This is a genomic window from uncultured Agathobaculum sp. (assembly GCF_963927765.1).
GTDB lineage: Bacteria > Bacillota > Clostridia > Oscillospirales > Butyricicoccaceae > Agathobaculum.
Genome location: NZ_CAWVCU010000129.1, coordinates 1 through 16363, shown reverse-complemented (window position 1 = coordinate 16363; position 16363 = coordinate 1). Strand labels below are relative to the sequence as shown.

The 16363-nt window shown below is 51.7% G+C and carries 14 protein-coding genes and 1 other RNA gene; 13 read left to right on the top strand and 2 right to left on the bottom strand.

Annotation, left to right across the window (positions count from 1 at the left end; all coding sequences use genetic code 11):
- Positions 1-7: 7 nt before the first annotated feature.
- The 7 genes from ABGT74_RS11505 to ABGT74_RS11475 all read left to right on the top strand — a co-directional run bounded on the left by ABGT74_RS11505 (position 8) and on the right by ABGT74_RS11475 (position 8356).
- Positions 8-2224, top strand: coding sequence for a DNA topoisomerase (ATP-hydrolyzing) subunit A (locus ABGT74_RS11505; RefSeq protein WP_297282419.1), 2217 nt, complete (start codon positions 8-10; stop codon positions 2222-2224).
- A 105-nt stretch (positions 2225-2329) separates the two neighbouring features.
- Positions 2330-3520 (top strand): pyridoxal phosphate-dependent aminotransferase, encoded by a 1191-nt coding sequence (locus tag ABGT74_RS11500; protein WP_346705584.1) that lies wholly within the window; start codon positions 2330-2332, stop codon positions 3518-3520.
- Between the two features lie 421 nt (positions 3521-3941).
- Positions 3942-4139, top strand: coding sequence for a hypothetical protein (locus tag ABGT74_RS11495; protein ID WP_297282421.1), 198 nt, complete (start codon positions 3942-3944; stop codon positions 4137-4139).
- A 100-nt stretch (positions 4140-4239) separates the two neighbouring features.
- Positions 4240-5169 carry a DMT family transporter gene (locus ABGT74_RS11490; RefSeq protein ID WP_346705582.1) on the top strand — a complete coding sequence of 310 codons (930 nt, stop codon included), beginning with the start codon at positions 4240-4242 and terminating at the stop codon, positions 5167-5169.
- A 24-nt stretch (positions 5170-5193) separates the two neighbouring features.
- Positions 5194-6570, top strand: coding sequence for an MBOAT family protein (locus ABGT74_RS11485; protein ID WP_346705581.1), 1377 nt, complete (start codon positions 5194-5196; stop codon positions 6568-6570).
- 10 nt (positions 6571-6580) lie between these two features.
- A complete protein-coding gene (locus tag ABGT74_RS11480; protein WP_297284152.1) occupies positions 6581-7660 on the top strand; it encodes a hypothetical protein in 1080 nt (359 codons plus the stop codon).
- 27 nt (positions 7661-7687) lie between these two features.
- Positions 7688-8356, top strand: a complete 669-nt coding sequence (locus tag ABGT74_RS11475) for a hypothetical protein (RefSeq protein ID WP_346705580.1) — start codon at positions 7688-7690, stop codon at positions 8354-8356.
- Between the two features lie 49 nt (positions 8357-8405).
- Here the strand turns inward: ABGT74_RS11475 and ABGT74_RS11470 are convergent, their stop codons facing one another.
- Together ABGT74_RS11470 and ABGT74_RS11465 are read right to left on the bottom strand one after the other, a co-directional pair.
- Complete coding sequence (locus tag ABGT74_RS11470) at positions 8406-8987, bottom strand: sugar O-acetyltransferase (RefSeq protein ID WP_346705579.1); 582 nt, start codon at positions 8985-8987, stop codon at positions 8406-8408.
- 12 nt (positions 8988-8999) lie between these two features.
- Complete coding sequence (locus tag ABGT74_RS11465; protein ID WP_297284155.1) at positions 9000-9173, bottom strand: DUF6472 family protein; 174 nt, start codon at positions 9171-9173, stop codon at positions 9000-9002.
- A 178-nt stretch (positions 9174-9351) separates the two neighbouring features.
- Here ABGT74_RS11465 and ABGT74_RS11460 point away from each other — a divergent pair, with 178 nt between their 5' ends.
- The 6 genes from ABGT74_RS11460 to ABGT74_RS11435 all read left to right on the top strand — a co-directional run bounded on the left by ABGT74_RS11460 (position 9352) and on the right by ABGT74_RS11435 (position 16131).
- Positions 9352-10242, top strand: coding sequence for a fumarylacetoacetate hydrolase family protein (locus tag ABGT74_RS11460; RefSeq protein ID WP_346705578.1), 891 nt, complete (start codon positions 9352-9354; stop codon positions 10240-10242).
- A 17-nt stretch (positions 10243-10259) separates the two neighbouring features.
- Positions 10260-10682: an aminoacyl-tRNA hydrolase gene (pth2, locus tag ABGT74_RS11455; protein WP_346705577.1), complete on the top strand. Its 423-nt coding sequence runs from the start codon at positions 10260-10262 to the stop codon at positions 10680-10682.
- Between the two features lie 101 nt (positions 10683-10783).
- Positions 10784-11257, top strand: coding sequence for an SsrA-binding protein SmpB (gene smpB / locus ABGT74_RS11450; protein WP_297274817.1), 474 nt, complete (start codon positions 10784-10786; stop codon positions 11255-11257).
- Between the two features lie 30 nt (positions 11258-11287).
- Positions 11288-11642: a transfer-messenger RNA gene (ssrA, locus tag ABGT74_RS11445) on the top strand.
- A 542-nt stretch (positions 11643-12184) separates the two neighbouring features.
- Positions 12185-13135 (top strand): diguanylate cyclase, encoded by a 951-nt coding sequence (locus tag ABGT74_RS11440; protein WP_346705576.1) that lies wholly within the window; start codon positions 12185-12187, stop codon positions 13133-13135.
- A gap of 101 nt (positions 13136-13236) precedes the next feature.
- Positions 13237-16131, top strand: coding sequence for an EAL domain-containing protein (locus tag ABGT74_RS11435; protein WP_346705575.1), 2895 nt, complete (start codon positions 13237-13239; stop codon positions 16129-16131).
- Positions 16132-16363: the final 232 nt, after the last annotated feature.

The window sequence follows — 16363 nt, the reverse complement described above, 5'->3', positions numbered from 1 at the left end:
AATTCGGATGGCAAAAAAGAAAAACGACGAGCCAAAAGTATATAAGGAGCATCCTTCGGTCGATCAGCGCATCACGGATACGCTGCGCGAGAATTATATGCCCTATGCGATGAGTGTCATTGTCTCGCGTGCGATTCCGGAGATCGACGGCTTTAAGCCGTCGCACCGCAAGCTGCTGTACACGATGTACAAGATGGGGTTGCTGAACGGAAACCGCACCAAGTCGGCCAATATCGTCGGTTCAACGATGAAGCTGAACCCGCACGGTGATGCGGCAATTTATGAGACGATGGTGCGTCTGACACGCGGCAACGAGGCGCTGCTGATGCCGTTTGTCGATTCCAAGGGCAACTTCGGCAAGGTGTATTCGCGCGATATGGCGTATGCTGCGCCGCGTTACACTGAGGCGAAGCTAGATGCGTTTTGTGCGGAACTGTTCCGCGATATCGACGCAGATGCGATCGACTTTGTGGACAACTACGACGGCACAATGAAAGAGCCGACGCTGCTGCCGACGACCTTCCCGAATATTCTGGTATCGGCTAATACCGGCATCGCGGTCGGTATGGCGTCCAACTTCTGCGGCTTCAATCTCGAAGAGGTGTGCCGCACAACGATCGAATGGATCAAAAATCCGGAGCACGATCTGCTCACGACCCTGCCCGCGCCGGACTTTACGACCGGCGGAGAGCTGATTTACGATGAGGATGAGATGCGCGCGATTTATGAGACCGGCCGCGGTTCGTTCAAAGTGCGCGCAAAGTGGACATTTGACAAAAAGGAAAATCTAATCGAAATCACAGAGATTCCGTATACAACCACGATCGAAGCGATCATTGACAAGATTGCAGAATTGGTCAAGAGCGGCAAGGTGCGCGAGATCGCGGATGTGCGCGATGAAACCGATCTGTCTGGTTTGAAGATTGCCATTGACCTCAAGCGTGGCACCGATCCGGAAAAGCTGATGGCAAAGCTGATGAAGATGACGCCGCTGATGGACAGCTTTTCCTGCAACTTCAATGTGCTGATTGCAGGTATGCCACGCGTATTGGGCGTGCGCGAGCTGCTCGATGAGTGGACCGCATGGCGTACCGAGTGTGTTCGCCGCCGTGTGTTCTTTGATCTGAACAAGAAGAAGGACAAGCTGCATTTGCTGCACGGCCTGGCTAAAATCCTGCTGGATATCGATAAGGCAATTCGTATCATCCGTGAGACAGAGGAGGATGCCGAGGTTATCCCGAATCTGATGATTGGCTTTGGCATTGACCAGATTCAGGCAGAGTTCATTGCGGATATCCGCTTGCGCAACATCAACAAGGAATATATCCTCAAGCGCACGCAGGAGACCGAAGCACTTGAAAAGGAGATCGCCAAACTCGAAGAGATCGTCAAATCCAAGGCGAAAATCCGGAATATCATCATCAAAGAGTTGGAGCAGGTCATCAAGAAATATCCGTCGCCACGCCGCACCCGTCTGGTAACTGCCGGAGCGGTGCCGGAGTTTGATGAGGAGGATCACATCGAAGATTACGCGGTGCTGCTGTTCTTGACGCGCGAAGGCTATTTCAAGAAGATCACGCCGCAGTCGTGGCGCATGTCGCAGGAGCATAAGCTCAAGGATGGTGACGAGGTCATTTGGCAGACCGAGACGACGAATAAGGCGGAGATCATTTTCTTCACCAATATGCAGCAGGCCTATAAAGCACATCTGTATGATTTTGACGATTGCAAGGCATCCGTGCTGGGTGATTATCTGGCAAGCAAGCTGGGGATGGACGAGGGAGAAATGCCGGTCTATGCCATGCTGCCGGGCGATTACAAAGGCAATATGGTCATCGTGTTCCAGAACGGCAAGGCCGCGCGGTTTTCGCTCGAAAGCTTTGAGACCAAAACCAACCGCCGTCGCCTGACCGGCGCGTACTCGGCTAAGTCGCCCGCGGTGGCGTTCTTCCATCCGGTCGATGAGGAAACCGAGATCACCATGTTCTCGACGGCGAACCGCGCTCTGACCTTCCGTGCGAATATGCTGGATATCAAGGCCAGCCGCTCGACGCAGGGCGTGCAGGCCATGGTACTGCGCGGCAAGCACACGATCACGCATGCCTGCCGCATGGAGGATGCAGGGCTGTCGGATAACGGTCGTTACCGTTGCCGCAGCATTCCGTCGATCGGCGCATTGTTGACCGATGAGGACTTGCCGGAAAAGCAGATCAAGTTCGAATAAGCGTAAAAGTAAGCCCGCCGCACGGAAAACCGTGCGGCGGGCTTTTTCTTGCGTGTGCTTTTGCGCTGTGCTATAATAAACTCCATAAGAAAGGGGCGATTTGACATGCTCAATCAGCAGATGGCCGCGCTGGGGAACAACCGTTCCACCATCCGCGAGCTTTTTGAATACGGCAATCAGCGCGCAGCGGTGGTGGGCCGGGAAAATGTATTTGATTTCTCCATCGGCAATCCGAATGTGCCTGCACCGGATGCGGTGCGTGAGGCGATTCTGGCCGAGGCCGCAGGCGATCCAGTTGAGTTGCACGGCTATACTTCTGCGCAGGGCGCGGCTGACGTGCGTAAAACATTGGCGGACGATCTGATCCGTCGATTCGGCACCGATTACACGGGCGATAGCCTGTACTTGACTGCGGGTGCGGCGGCAGCCTTGTCCTGCGCCTTCAAGGCGATTGCGTGTCCGGGGGATGAGTTTGTTGTGCTGGCACCGTACTTCCCGGAATATCTGATGTTCATTGAACGCGGCGCAGGCGCGAAAGCGGTCATCGTGCCGCCGTCTATTACGGATTTCCAGATCGACTTTGATGCGTTGGAACAGGCGCTGAACGAGCACACCAAGGCGGTCGTGATCAATTCTCCGAACAATCCGTCTGGCGCGGTTTATTCCGAGCAGACCATCAAGCAATTGGCCGCGTTGCTGTGCGAAAAGGAAAAGCAGTATGGGCATCCGATCTATCTGGTGTCGGATGAACCTTACCGGGAAATTGTCTATGACGGTGTCAATGTGCCGTTTGTGCCGAATTACTATGATGACACCATCGTTTGCTATTCCTATTCCAAGTCGCTTTCGTTGCCGGGCGAGCGCATCGGCTATGTTCTGGTGCCGCCGCAGGCGGCCGACAGCGCTGATCTGTATGCGGCGGTCTGCGGTGCGGGTCGCGCGTTGGGGTATGTATGCGCGCCAAGCATGTTCCAACGCGTGACGGCACGCTGCGCGGGTCAGACGAGTGATATTTCGATTTACCAGACCAATCGCGATTTGCTGTATGACGGATTGACGGGTATGGGGTATTCCTGCGTTAAACCGGCGGGTGCGTTTTATCTGTTTCCGCAGACATTGGAACCGGATGACCGCGCGTTCTGCGAACGCGCGAAGAAATACGACCTGCTGGTTGTGCCGGGTGCGGATTTCGGCGCGCCGGGACATATGCGTATTTCCTATTGCGTGCAGACCGAAACCATTCGTCGCGCGCTGCCGCTCTTTGCAGAATTGGCAAAAGAATATGGAAAAGGTTAAGTTATTGAAAACTACCAATTAAATTCTGCAAAATGTGTACAAAATGTTAACGAGTATAGGTAATGTTGCATAAAAATAAATGTCGTTAGTTGTGTGATATTCATAAAACATGCCGCTTGCTTTTCTGACGCGCTCCGTGTATTATAATAGCAGAGATCGGGAAACGGTCTCAGAAACATTACAGAAAAAGGAGCGTGACGAAATCATGATGAAGGGTTTCTTCAATGATCTGGTCGCAGCGCGTATGCTGGATCTGGACCAGAACCGCGTCAAGTCGATGTCTCGCAAGGCGCGTCACACCGCCAAGTAATGTGAAATCATTACGGTGGCTGCTGTGGCTGCCTTGAGGAGTCAGAAATGAAATGACAAATGAAAACGGCATGTAAAAGACCTTCCGGAATGGTTCGGAAGGTCTTTTACTGTGCGCTCAGCCAGAACGGCGGCGTCGGACGAGGGCGGCGGTGTGCCGGTGAAAGAATTCGGCACGTTCCGCTGCGGTTGCCGGACGGATCTGCTGCTTTCCGCAGTCTGGACAGGTGTGCTGCTGCTCACTGCCAAGAAAAACATAGTGACAGCATTTGGTTTGACAGCTGTAAATCATGCCGTTCACCTCCTCTGATAATAGAATAGCAGAGAGTGTGTCCGATAAATCTCCCTTGCTTGCGCATGAAGGGGGGAAATGGTATACTGGCTTCACGTCAGAAAAAGGGGAAAGAAAAATGCAGGAACAAAAAAACGGGTTGGTTCGTCGATTATATATGCCTGCGGTATTGTGTACCGCACTGTGGGGCAGTGCAGCTCCCTGCATCAAAAAAGGATATGAGTGGTTTGCTATTGCGTCGGACGCACCATTCTCCCAGCTGTTTTTTGCAGGCTGGCGGTTTGCGCTGGCAGGCTTGCTGGTATTGCTGGTGGCGCGCATCAAGGGACACCGTATCGTTCCGGTGCGCAGTGAGTGGAAGCCGATTTTCTGGATCTGCCTGTTTCAGAGCATGATTCAGTATGTGTGCTACTACATCGGATTGTCTGGCACCACCGGAACCAAGGGTGCGGTATTGTCCGGCACGCAGACCTTTTTTGCGCTGATTTTTGCACATCTGTTTTTGAAAAACGATAAGATGAACCGGCAAAAGGTGATTGGCTGTCTGTGCGGCTTTGCGGGTGTTCTGGCACTCGGTTTGGGCGGTCTTAACGGCTTCAATCTGCACGGCGACGGCTTGGTGTTGCTGTCGGCGATGTCTGCCGGTGCGGGTGCGCTGGTTTCCCGCATCTATACGCCGGGACGTGACCCGATGTTGCTGACCGGCTGGCAGCTTTTGCTGGGCGGAGCGTTTTTGCTGGTTGTCGGGTGGATCGGCGGGGGCCGGTTGGGAGCAGTCACGCCGGCTGGTGTGCTGCTGCTGGCATACATGGTGGTGCTGTCCGCCGCGGCGTTCACGATCTGGACGGCACTTCTGGGAAAATTCCCAGTGGGCAAGGTCAGCCTGTTTTGCTTTTTGATTCCTGTGTTCGGCGCGCTGATCTCTGCAATCGTGCTGGGAGAACAGCTTCTGACTTTGCGCAATCTGAGCGCATTGGTGCTGGTCAGCAGCGGTATTGCAATTGCAAACTATGTGCGGGAGACTAAAGTGCAAAGCGAGCAGGCATAATAAAGAGAAAAAGGAAAAAACAACATGGTTTTCAGTTCGGCGATTTTTCTATTCGTTTTCCTGCCGGTCGTGTTCGTGCTGGATCGTCTGTTGCGCGGCATACGGGCAAAAAATATTCTGCTGCTGGTTGCCAGCCTGATTTTTTATTCTTTTGGGCAACCGGTCTATTTGCCGCTATTGCTGCTCAGTGTAGCGCTTAATTATGGCTGCGGTCTGCTGGCGGCGGGGAAATATCCGAAATTGGGCGTCGGGATCGCGGTCGCAGGCGGCATTGGCTTGCTGGCGGTGTTCAAATACGCGGACTTTATGATCGGTACCATAAACGGTCTGTTTGGTTTATCGTTACCGCTGACTGGAATTGCTTTACCAATCGGCATTTCGTTCTTCACCTTTCAGGGATTGTCGTATGTGATCGACGTATACCGCGATAAGTCGATCGTTTCCCGCTCTTTTGTGAAGATATTGCTCTATATTTCGTATTTCCCGCAGTTGATCGCAGGGCCGATCGTCAAGTATCACGACATTGAAAAGGAGATTGACCAGCGGCAGACCACACCGCGTGAGACTGCGCTGGGTATCCGTCGGTTCATCTGCGGACTTTCCAAAAAACTGCTGATTTCCAATGCGATGGGACAGATGGCGGACGCGGTATTCGCGCTGCCCGCAGGAGAAATCGGTATGTTTGCCGCGTGGACGGGCGCGATCTGCTACACGCTGCAAATCTACTTCGACTTTTCCGGTTACAGCGACATGGCGATTGGCATGGGTCGCATGTTCGGCTTCCATTTCCTCGAGAATTTCGATTACCCCTATACGGCAACCACGATTCAGGAATTCTGGCGGCGCTGGCATATTTCGTTGTCGACTTGGTTCCGCGATTATCTGTATATCCCGTTGGGTGGTAACCGCAAGGGAAAGGTACGCACCTGGGTCAACCGTGTGATTGTGTTCTTCACGACTGGTCTGTGGCACGGCGCGAACTGGACGTTCGTGCTGTGGGGGTTGTGGCACGGTCTGTTCTCGGTGCTCGAGGACAGCGGGATCGTGCCCGCGCGTCGGCTCAAGGGCAGAGCGCTCGGGCATGTGTATACCATGCTGGTGGTCGTGCTCGGCTTTACGCTGTTCCGTGCGGAGTCTCTCTCTCAGGCAGGTGCGATGTTCGCGGCTATGTTTACCGGCGTGGGGCTGGGCTGGACAGGAACCGTGACCGTATGTTCCTTATTGACACCGGTATTCCTGTTGACGCTGATGCTGGCGCTTTTGCTCAGCTTGCCGACCGCGAAACGGTTGCAGCCGAAAAATGAGTCGATCACGCTTGCAGGGGCTATGGTGCTGCTCGTGCTGTGTATGCTCAACCTGTCTGCGGGTACATTTAACCCGTTTATTTATTTTCAATTCTGAGGAGGCTGCCATGAAATACAAAATTTTTACCGCAGCCTTTGTGCTGCTTTGCTTGATCCCTTCAGCAGGCATGTTGTTTCTGCCGCCGACGCAGGCGGCTGCAAATGAGCGGCTGTCGCCTAAGCCGACCTTGAAAAACGAGGACGGGAGTTGGAACACCGCCGTGCTCGATCAGGTGACCGACTATATCGCGGATCACTTTGCGCTGCGGCAGGAGATGGTCACGGCAAACGCCGCTTTGCAGACTACGCTGCTGGCCACGTCCCCGGCTGAGGATGTGATCTATGGCTCAGATGGCTGGCTGTACTATGCGGAAACGCTGGACGACTACCAAAATCACGCGACGCTGACTGAGGAGCAGGCGCGACAAGTCGCACAGACGGTCGCGGATATGCAGGCGTATTGCGAAGCGCGCGGCGCACGGTTTGTGTTCACCATCGCGCCCAATAAGAACTCCCTTTATCCCGAACATATGCCGTCACGCTACCTGCAAAGCGATTCCCCGGGCAATTATGAGCTGGTTGCAAAGTATTTGCAGGAATATGGTGTACACTATGCCGATTTGTTCACGTTTTTCTCCGAGCAGGATGAGGTGCTTTACCTCCAGACGGATTCGCACTGGACCAACCGCGGCGCGGCGCTTGCGCACGATTTTTTGATGCAAACGCTCGGTTTGCCGTATACGCCGTTTGGGGAGGCATCCTATACAACGGAAAATACCCATCGCGGCGATCTGTACGAGATGCTGTATCCGAAAGGGACGGAATTGGAGGCGCAGCAGCAGTATGAAATTGACTTTTCTTATGTTACGCCGCCGCGTACAGCCGAGGATATTTTGATACAGACCACAAGCGAGCACGCGCAAAACGGACGATTGATCCTGTGCCGCGACTCGTTCGGCAATGCGCTGCATCCTTTTCTGGCGGCAGACTTCCGCGAGGCCGTTATCACGCGGCAGATGCCGTATCCGTTAACACAGGTGCAGGCAGGCGATACGGTGATCGTTGAAATCGTTGAACGGAACATTGAAAATTTACTCAAATATCCGCCTGATTTAGGGAACTCCCAAGGGACAGAATCCGTCGAATAAAGCAGAAACAACCAGGAGGAATAAGATATGAAAAAGAGAATGACAGCCCTGCTGCTGGCGCTGATTTTGTGCGGCAGTCTGGCAGCTTGCGGCGGCGGGCAGAATACCGCAGCCGAGGACAAAAAGGATAATGAGGCCGTTGATACGGTAAAGGATGAGGAAAATAAGGACAAGGCTGAGGACGAAACCAGCGACAAGGACAAGACCGAAGCAGACAAGGATACCGCCGCTGGCAGTGAGACTTCGGACAGCGCTTCGCAGTCTAAGCCGCAATCTGGCAGCACTGCGTCCGGTACGAGCACGGGCAGCAGCTCCACCAGCAAGCCGCAATCCGGCGGCAGCACGTCGTCTGGTTCGACTTCTTCGGGCAGCAGCGCGACCAGCAAGCCGTCGTCCGGCAGCTCTTCCAGCAATACCTCGTCCGGCAGCACTTCGACCAGCAAGCCGGAATCCACACCGGCTCCTGCGCCGCAGCCCGAACCGGAGCCGGAACCCGCTAAGCCGACCGCTGCACAGGCATCCGGCTACATCGGTTCTTCTGCCTCTGCGCTGGAAGGCGCGCTCGGCTCGCCCAGCTCCAAGAGCTATTCGCCCAGCTGCATGGGTGAAGGCGAAGACGGCGTTTGGACGTACAGCGGATTTACGGTGTACACCTATCGAGAGAATGGTGTAGAGACCGTCGAGGCCGTATCATAAAAGCATATAAAGAACCCTCTGCCTGCAGGCAGAGGGTTCTTTGTATAAATTACAGGATGACACGGCGCGGCTTTTGTGCGATTTCGCGGATCGGGCGGCAAGGTACACCGACCGCCAGCACACCGGCAGGAATGTCTTTGTTGACAACGCTGCCCGCGCCGATGACGGTATTGTCTCCGATGGTCACGCCGGGCAGTATCTGCACGCCCATACCGATCCACACATTGTTGCCGACTGTGATAGGTTTGGCGTATTCCAAGCCGGCGTTCCGCTGCGCGGTATCAAGCGGGTGTCCAGCCGTGGAAAAACAGCAGTTTGGGCCAATGAACACATGGTCGCCGAAGGTGACGGGCGCACCATCCAGAATGACCAGATTGTGATTGGCGTAAAACGCCTTGCCTACGCGGATATTGCTGCCGTAATCGACAAAAAAGGGCGGCTCGATGTAGGTATCTTCGCCGCAGGCGGCCAGCAGTGTACGCAGCAGTGCGAGACGCTCCGCTTGCTGTGTGCTGCGCAACTGGTTGTAATCCATGCAAAGGTCTTTTGCCACCGCGCGGGCTTGCAGCAATTCGGGGTCATAATTGGCATCATACAGCAGCCCGGCGGCTGCTTTTTCTCGTTCGGTCATGATATCCTCTCCTCAGTTTTGATGGCGCACCAGCTCATAATCATCGCCGGAGCGGTAATACGGACAAGGGCCGTTGCTTTGAGATAGACGGTAAAACTCGTCTTCATCCAGATAGGCTTCGCAGACATACTCGTCCAGAATGTCATCATATACATTATACGCGCAATCTTCGCAGGTTCCGGTCATTGACATGCTTCCTCCGTTCATTCAGGCATGACACAAAAAGGAAAAGCGGGGCGCTTTTGCCCATTCGTTCTGATAAGAGCATACCATAGTTTGTGCAAACATTCAAATAGATGCTTTGATTTTTGTGCAGTTTGTGCTATGATAAAACTGGCAATATCAAGAGGAGCGTGACCAATGTATGAAGCTATATACGTATCAAAATAATGACGGTGTCGACCGCATCGGCGTGGGTTGTGATGGTTGGCCGGGACTTATCTGGCCGATTGAAGCGTTCGGGCTGTCGTTTCCGGATATGACCGAGCTGATCCGCCGCATTTCCCCGGCGCAGCTGGCAAGGCTGGCGGATGCAGAGCAGGCAACCGAAGGCGCAGCGCTGCGGTTGAATAGTGTGCGTCTGCGCGCACCCATTCCGCACCCGGCGCAGGATGTAATCTGCCTTGGTATCAACTACGCAGATCATGCAGTCGAGTCTGCGCGCTTTCATGAGGATGCGTTTCTTGTCAACCGCAAAAAGGCGGTCTATTTCAGCAAACGCGTGTGTGAAGCAAGCGGTTACGGTGATCCCATTCCGGCGTATGAAGGTCTGGTGGACAGTCTGGACTATGAAGCGGAGCTTGGCGTGGTGATCGGCAAGGACTGCAAGAATGTCAGCGTGTCCGAAGCGCCCGGCCATATTTTTGGCTATACGATCGTCAATGATGTATCCGCGCGCAATTTGCAGACCGCGCACAATCAGTGGTATTTCGGCAAGTCACTAGACGGTTTCACTCCGATGGGGCCGTGCATCGTGACGGCGGATGAAATTGCCTATCCGCCCGCGCTTGCCATTTCGTCCACGGTCAATGACGAACCGCGCCAGAACAGCAGCACGGATCATCTGCTGCATTCGGTCGCGGAGATCATCGCAGAGTTGTCTCAGGGCATGACGCTCAAAGCAGGCACCATCATTGCAACCGGCACACCTGCGGGCGTTGGCATGGGCTTCACGCCGCCGAAGTTCCTCAAGAAGGGCGACGTAGTCACCTGCGAGATCGAGGGCATTGGCAAGCTGACCAATACGGTAGAATAAACAGGGGAGGCGCAGGCATGGATAAGCCCAAGCAGATGATTGTGATGCGGCGGGATTTGAAAATGCGCAAGGGGAAGATTGCGGCGCAGGCAGGGCATGCCTGCGTCACGGCGGTACTGGCTGCGCTGGATCGAGAGCAGCGGCTCGGACAGATTCGAGCAGATGAAGCAGGCGTGACACTGGCAGAGAGTGCACAGTCTGCTACACCGCTCAGCGAATGGTTTTCGCGCGGCGTGGCGAAGGTGTGCGTGTATGTAGATTCGGAGGAAGAATTGCTTGCAATTGACCGCAAGGCAAAGGAAGCAGGCATTTTGTCCGCGCTCATCTGCGACAATGGTATCACAGAGTTTCACGGCGAGCCGACCTATACCTGCCTTGCGTTTGAGCCTGCGCTGCCCGAAAAAGTTGACCCGATCACCGGCGCACTGCCGCTCTTTTGAGTAGCAGTGCGGTTTCGGTCGCAATTTGTAACATTCTTGTGCCTTTACAAACGCGGTATTGCATGATATGATAAACAAAACCACGAAAAGGAGGGATTGCCATGGGCGCAGTGTCCAAGCAAGGCACCAAACAGGTCACGGCCAACAAAAAAGCATGGCATGACTACTTTGTCGAGGAAAAATACGAAGCGGGCATCGAATTGGCAGGCACCGAGGTCAAGTCGATCCGACAGGGGCAGATCAATCTGAAGGATTCCTACTGCACTTTCAAGGATGGCGAGCTTTTTGTGCGCGGGATGCATATTTCCCCCTATGAAAAGGGAAATATCTTCAATAAAGATCCGTTACGCGTGCGGCGTCTGCTGATGCACAAAAAGGAGATTGCAAACCTGTTTGGCAAAACCAAGCAGGACGGGTATTCTCTGATTCCGCTTTCGGTCTATTTCAAAAACTCGCGTGTCAAAATCGAGCTTGGTTTGTGTAAAGGTAAAAAGCTGCACGACAAACGCGACAGCATTGCGGCGCGAGATGCCAAGCGGGAGATGGATCGCGCGATGAAGGAGAGAAATCGTTGATTTTTCGCATCCGATGGATGCACCCGAAATGGGGCCGTAACGGGTTCGACGTGGGTGTTGAAGCCGGGATAGCGGGCCGCAGCGGGGATCTGCGTAAAAAGCTCCAACTGTTTATAAATTAAACAACAACGATTATACTCTTCAGGCTGCCTAATTAAGGCTTAGCCCGTCGGCTCAGAGAGGACCACGGCTTTGAGATCCGGCGTCGATTAGTGGTGAACGTGTACGGGGTAAGAGTTGCCCCCGTCATGTAACATGACTCTACTAAAGTGACCAGCCTGTTTGCCGGCGTGTCATGGAGGGAATGCAAAAAGACAAACTGCGCCCGGAGAAGTCACGGTGAATGTGCTTTCGGACAGGGGTTCAACTCCCCTCGGCTCCACCAAAACGCGCAGATACGAACCGTACATATCGTTAGGAACGTATTTGCGGTCACAATCAACAACGGCAGCAAGCAGTGATGCTTGCTGCCGTTGTTGATTCTAATAGGATATTTATCCAAACTCCCCCAGTACAATTGAGCATTGAAATCCACACTTTAGGCAGTAAGCTGTTCTAGCGGGGCATATTACGAATGGAATATAATTTCATTTTTGGTGAAAAGTATTAAATTTTCGTGTCCTACTGACGATATAAAATTAGTATTATTATGCTCGAAGGGGATAGGCTGCTTCTTGTGACTGCGGAAAACGGCAATACGCTTGCTGCAATACAGATCAAATAGGCAGCCAGCATCGTGTGCTATTCTCAGGACGGAGCGTCATTTGCTGACCTTTATCACTGTGCCAATATTGCATTATACGACGCAAAACGCAAAGGGAAAAATCAATATTTGCAATACCGGATAATCGGTCCGTAAGCAAGAATCCGATGATAGCGCGAGAAAATGGATTGCATGCATTTTGCTAAAAGGAGTTATGCGTAAATATGATGGACTTTTATCAGTTTACCCGGCAGATGTGGCAGACTTATTTTGCGGATGTGGATGAAAATGGCCGTCATCCAATTGAAAATTGGATCGATCCGACCTGCACAATCATTGGAACGGGCAAGCACGAAATCTATCAAACGGCACAAGCATTTCAAACGGCTATGTATCAAGAAGTTGCAGAGCGAAACGACATTCAGTTTCAGTTTCGCGATTTTTGGTGTGAACCGGTTTTGCTGTCGGAAGATCTTTGCCTAGTCTATGGCGAGATCTATATCTACTGGGAAAGCGAAGACCGGGAAGTCACCATTGATATGGACAGTCGCTTTTCTATGGTGTATCGGCGCAGAGAGGATGGATGGAAAATCATCCACATTCATCACTCGCTGCCAAATGTTGAGCAGACCGATGGGGAATATTATCCCAAGACCCTTCTCAGCCAATTTAACGAGAAACTGGAGAAAATGGAATATCTGCAAACTCTGGCCGAGCGGGATGGGCTAACGGGGTTAATCAACTACCGTACCTTTCAGGAGGGCTATCAGCATTATGTGGATACACACCCTTCCTGTTGGATCTTTATTATTGATGTAGATAAATTCAAAGAGGTCAATAATACATTTGGACACATGGCGGGAAATCATGTGCTCAAAAAAATGGCTATGACACTAAACAATATCGTTCGATCCTCGGACATTGTATGCCGCATGGGGGGCGACGAGTTTATTCTTCTTTGCAGCGGCTTTGAAACAGAAGAACAAGCATATACTTTTGCACAAAGAATAAAAAGTGCCATGGTGGATGCCGGAAAAGATGAGAGAGCTTGGGCAGGTATTTCAGTTGGAAAAGCAATTGTGTCTGCTGACAACAAATTGGAAGCGGTCATTGAAGTAGCAGATATCGACCTTTACAAAGATAAGAAGCATAATCGCCAATCTCGATCAAAATAAATTTAACTGGGAGATAAGTGCGCGGAAAGCAAAACCTATCTGCTTTTGATAAGCGGATCACCACAGCAATATCGCTGTTAATGGGGAGGATCTGTGTTACGGTGAAACGAGTAAGAAAGTTGGCATGGCTGCTAATAGCTGTATGCATCATGGTATCTGTGATGCCGGCAGCACAGGGTGCTTCAAACAAGAATACCGTGGTTCGTGTTGGATTTCCCATCCAGCATGGCATTTCCTATCTGGATGAAAATGGGGAATATGCTGGGTATATGGTAGACTATTTGGAATACCTCAGTCTATACACGAACTGGGACTATGAGTTTGTAACGGCCGAAGGGGACACGAATACGCAAATCAGCACTTTGATGCAGATGCTGATGGACGGTGAGATCGACATGATGGGGACCATGAACTATCTCCCCAGCCTTGAGGAATATTTCCTTTATCCCAGCTACAGTTATGGAACCACATATACTTCTCTGACCGTTTTGGAGGACTCCACCCAGTGGGCAGAAGAGGATTTTGCTTCCTGGAACGGAATAAAAGTTGCATCTGCTCCACAGTTATCCCAACGCATGGAAGAACTGTCGCAGTATGCACAGCTGAACCATTTTACTTACGAAGTGATAGAGTATCCCACTATTGCAGATGCACTGGAAGCGGTACGAACAGGCGAAGCGGATGCAATCCTGCAGGTTGACATGGCAATCGTGGACAACTTCCGCACCATAGCGAGATTTGCTCCTACGCCGTATTACTTTGCGCTGTATAAAGGGAATCAGTCTTTGCTCCAGCCCCTTAATAATGCAATGTACCAGATGAGCCGGGCATATCCTTATTTGCAAACCGAGCTCTATGATGAGTATTTTTACTCCAATGGTCGTTTTGTCATGTCAGAGCAGGACAGAGAATATATTCAGGATTTAGGGACGCTGAAGGTTGCTTTCTGCGATGGAAATGCGCCGCTGCAATATGCCCGGGACGGACAAGCACAGGGAATGGCAGCCAGCTATTTTGAAGCTCTGGCAGAAGCCACAGGTCTGCAGTATGAGCCTGTCATTGTGCAATCCTGTGAGGATGGTATTCAGCGTATCCAACAGGGGCAGGTGGATTTGATTGCCTGTGCCGCCAGTACATCAAGCTATATTACTGTAGATGGCATCCAATTTACCTTGCCATATTATAGCGGAAGCAGTCTGCTTGTATGGGGGCCATCCGGCGATACTCCATCGGATGATGAGGATATCCAGCGCTTTTATACCAACACGCAATCGATGCTCAACAATCTGAGGTCCGGCAAGATCGGCTGCGGCCGTATGGATATGTATTCGATAAACTATTACCTGCAAAAGCAAGGGCTCTATGATAATCTTTCTGTTGATTGGTCGAGCGATAAAAACGTGTCCTATTGCATCGGAGTAACAAGTCATGTCTCAGGAAATTTATTATCGATTTTAAATCGGTATATACGTTCTATCTCAGATGCGCAAAGCCAGAATATGTTTTATCAGGCTATGTCCGTAAAGGTTACCTACACACCTGCTGAGTGGTTGTATGTGCATCGCTTTCACCTGCTGGTAACACTTATCGTTTTGGTATTGAGCTTGTGCCTGCATTCTCTTTACCATAATATTAGAAAAGCCCGCCAAGAGGCGACCCGTACCCAACAGCAATTAGAGCAGCTGTCCCGGTATGACAATCTGACAGGCGCATACAACGATGACGAATTTCGCTTGCTGCTCAGTCAGGCCTGTGACCAAAAAATTCCCCTGATGCTGGTTGCACTGAATCTGAGGAACTTTAAGCATATTAACGAGACCTATGGTCTCTCTATTGCCGATCAGTTTTTGTGCCGGATCAAGTATTGCCTGGACAAAATTTGCCGACCGGAGGAATTCTTCTGCCGTCAGTCAGCCGATGTATTTTATCTGGCCTTGCGGGAAAATCAGGCGGATCCAGCTGTTGATCGTATTCAGGCCCTTCTTGATATGATCCAGAAGGAGGCATTCGAACTGCTGGGAGATTATTCTGTTTCTGTATATTGCGGCTGTGTACTGACCGCGGCGGCTCCCGAGCCGTTTTCAGCTGCCGCTAAACATACCTACATGATGGCAGCGTTAGCCCAAGGGAAAAAGAATAAAAAGCAGTCGATCTGTATTTATGATGAGGCTCTTCACGATGCCGAGCAGATGCGCCTTTATGTGGAAAGCCATATGCAGCGTGCGCTGGAGCAAGAGGAATTCCGTATGTATTTGCAGCCCAAAATGGATTTAAACACAGGGCTGCTCACGGGCGCTGAAGCCTTGGTGCGCTGGCAGACACAAGATAGGGGGCTGATCTTTCCGGACCAGTTTATTCCGCTATTTGAGGAAAATGGATTCTGTGTACAACTGGATCTCTATATGGTGGAGCAGGTCTGTAAGCAGCTGCGGCAGTGGATGGATGAAGGAACGACGCCTATCAATATCTCGGTCAATCAGACCAGACTGCTGTTTGTCAGCGAGGGTTATGTGGAAAAACTGTTGGCCATTACAGAGAAATACGACATATCTCCCCGGTATATTACTCTGGAAATCTTAGAAAGTCTGGCTTTGGAGCATATGGATCAGGTCAATGCCTGCATTGATCAGTTGCGGGCGGCCGGATTCCGCATTTCCATGGATGATTTTGGAAGCGGCTATTCCTCTCTCAATACCTTGGGGCGGCTGAAGATTGACGAGTTAAAGCTGGATCGATTGTTTTTGATGGGAGTGGCCAAAGATACTGAGGGCACGCAACGCAAAATCATGGGCTGCATTTTGGATCTGGCGAAGCAGCTGAATATCAGCACCGTGGCTGAGGGAGTCGAAACACGGGAAAATGAACAGATGATGGCGCAGCTTTCCTGCAACTATGGACAAGGGTACTATTACAGCCGACCTTTGGCTGTGGTCGACTTTGAACGGGATTTTCTAAAGCCTTATTCCAAGCATATAGCCTGTGAAAGCTCGCCGTGATTTGTAAACGTCAGCTCTCTTTGACATAAAAATATGTCAGAAGATGACAGGTGTTTCGTATTCTTCAATACCAAGGCATGCAGATTTGAGGGATCGGGACAGATGCTGCGAATTTGAGATGCGCTGCCAAAATTGACAAATAAATCGTTTCCGCGTATAATTATTATCATCGTAGCGAAATGAGATATTTTGGAGGCGGCCTCAACGCGCCGAAACACAATCGCATTGCGCA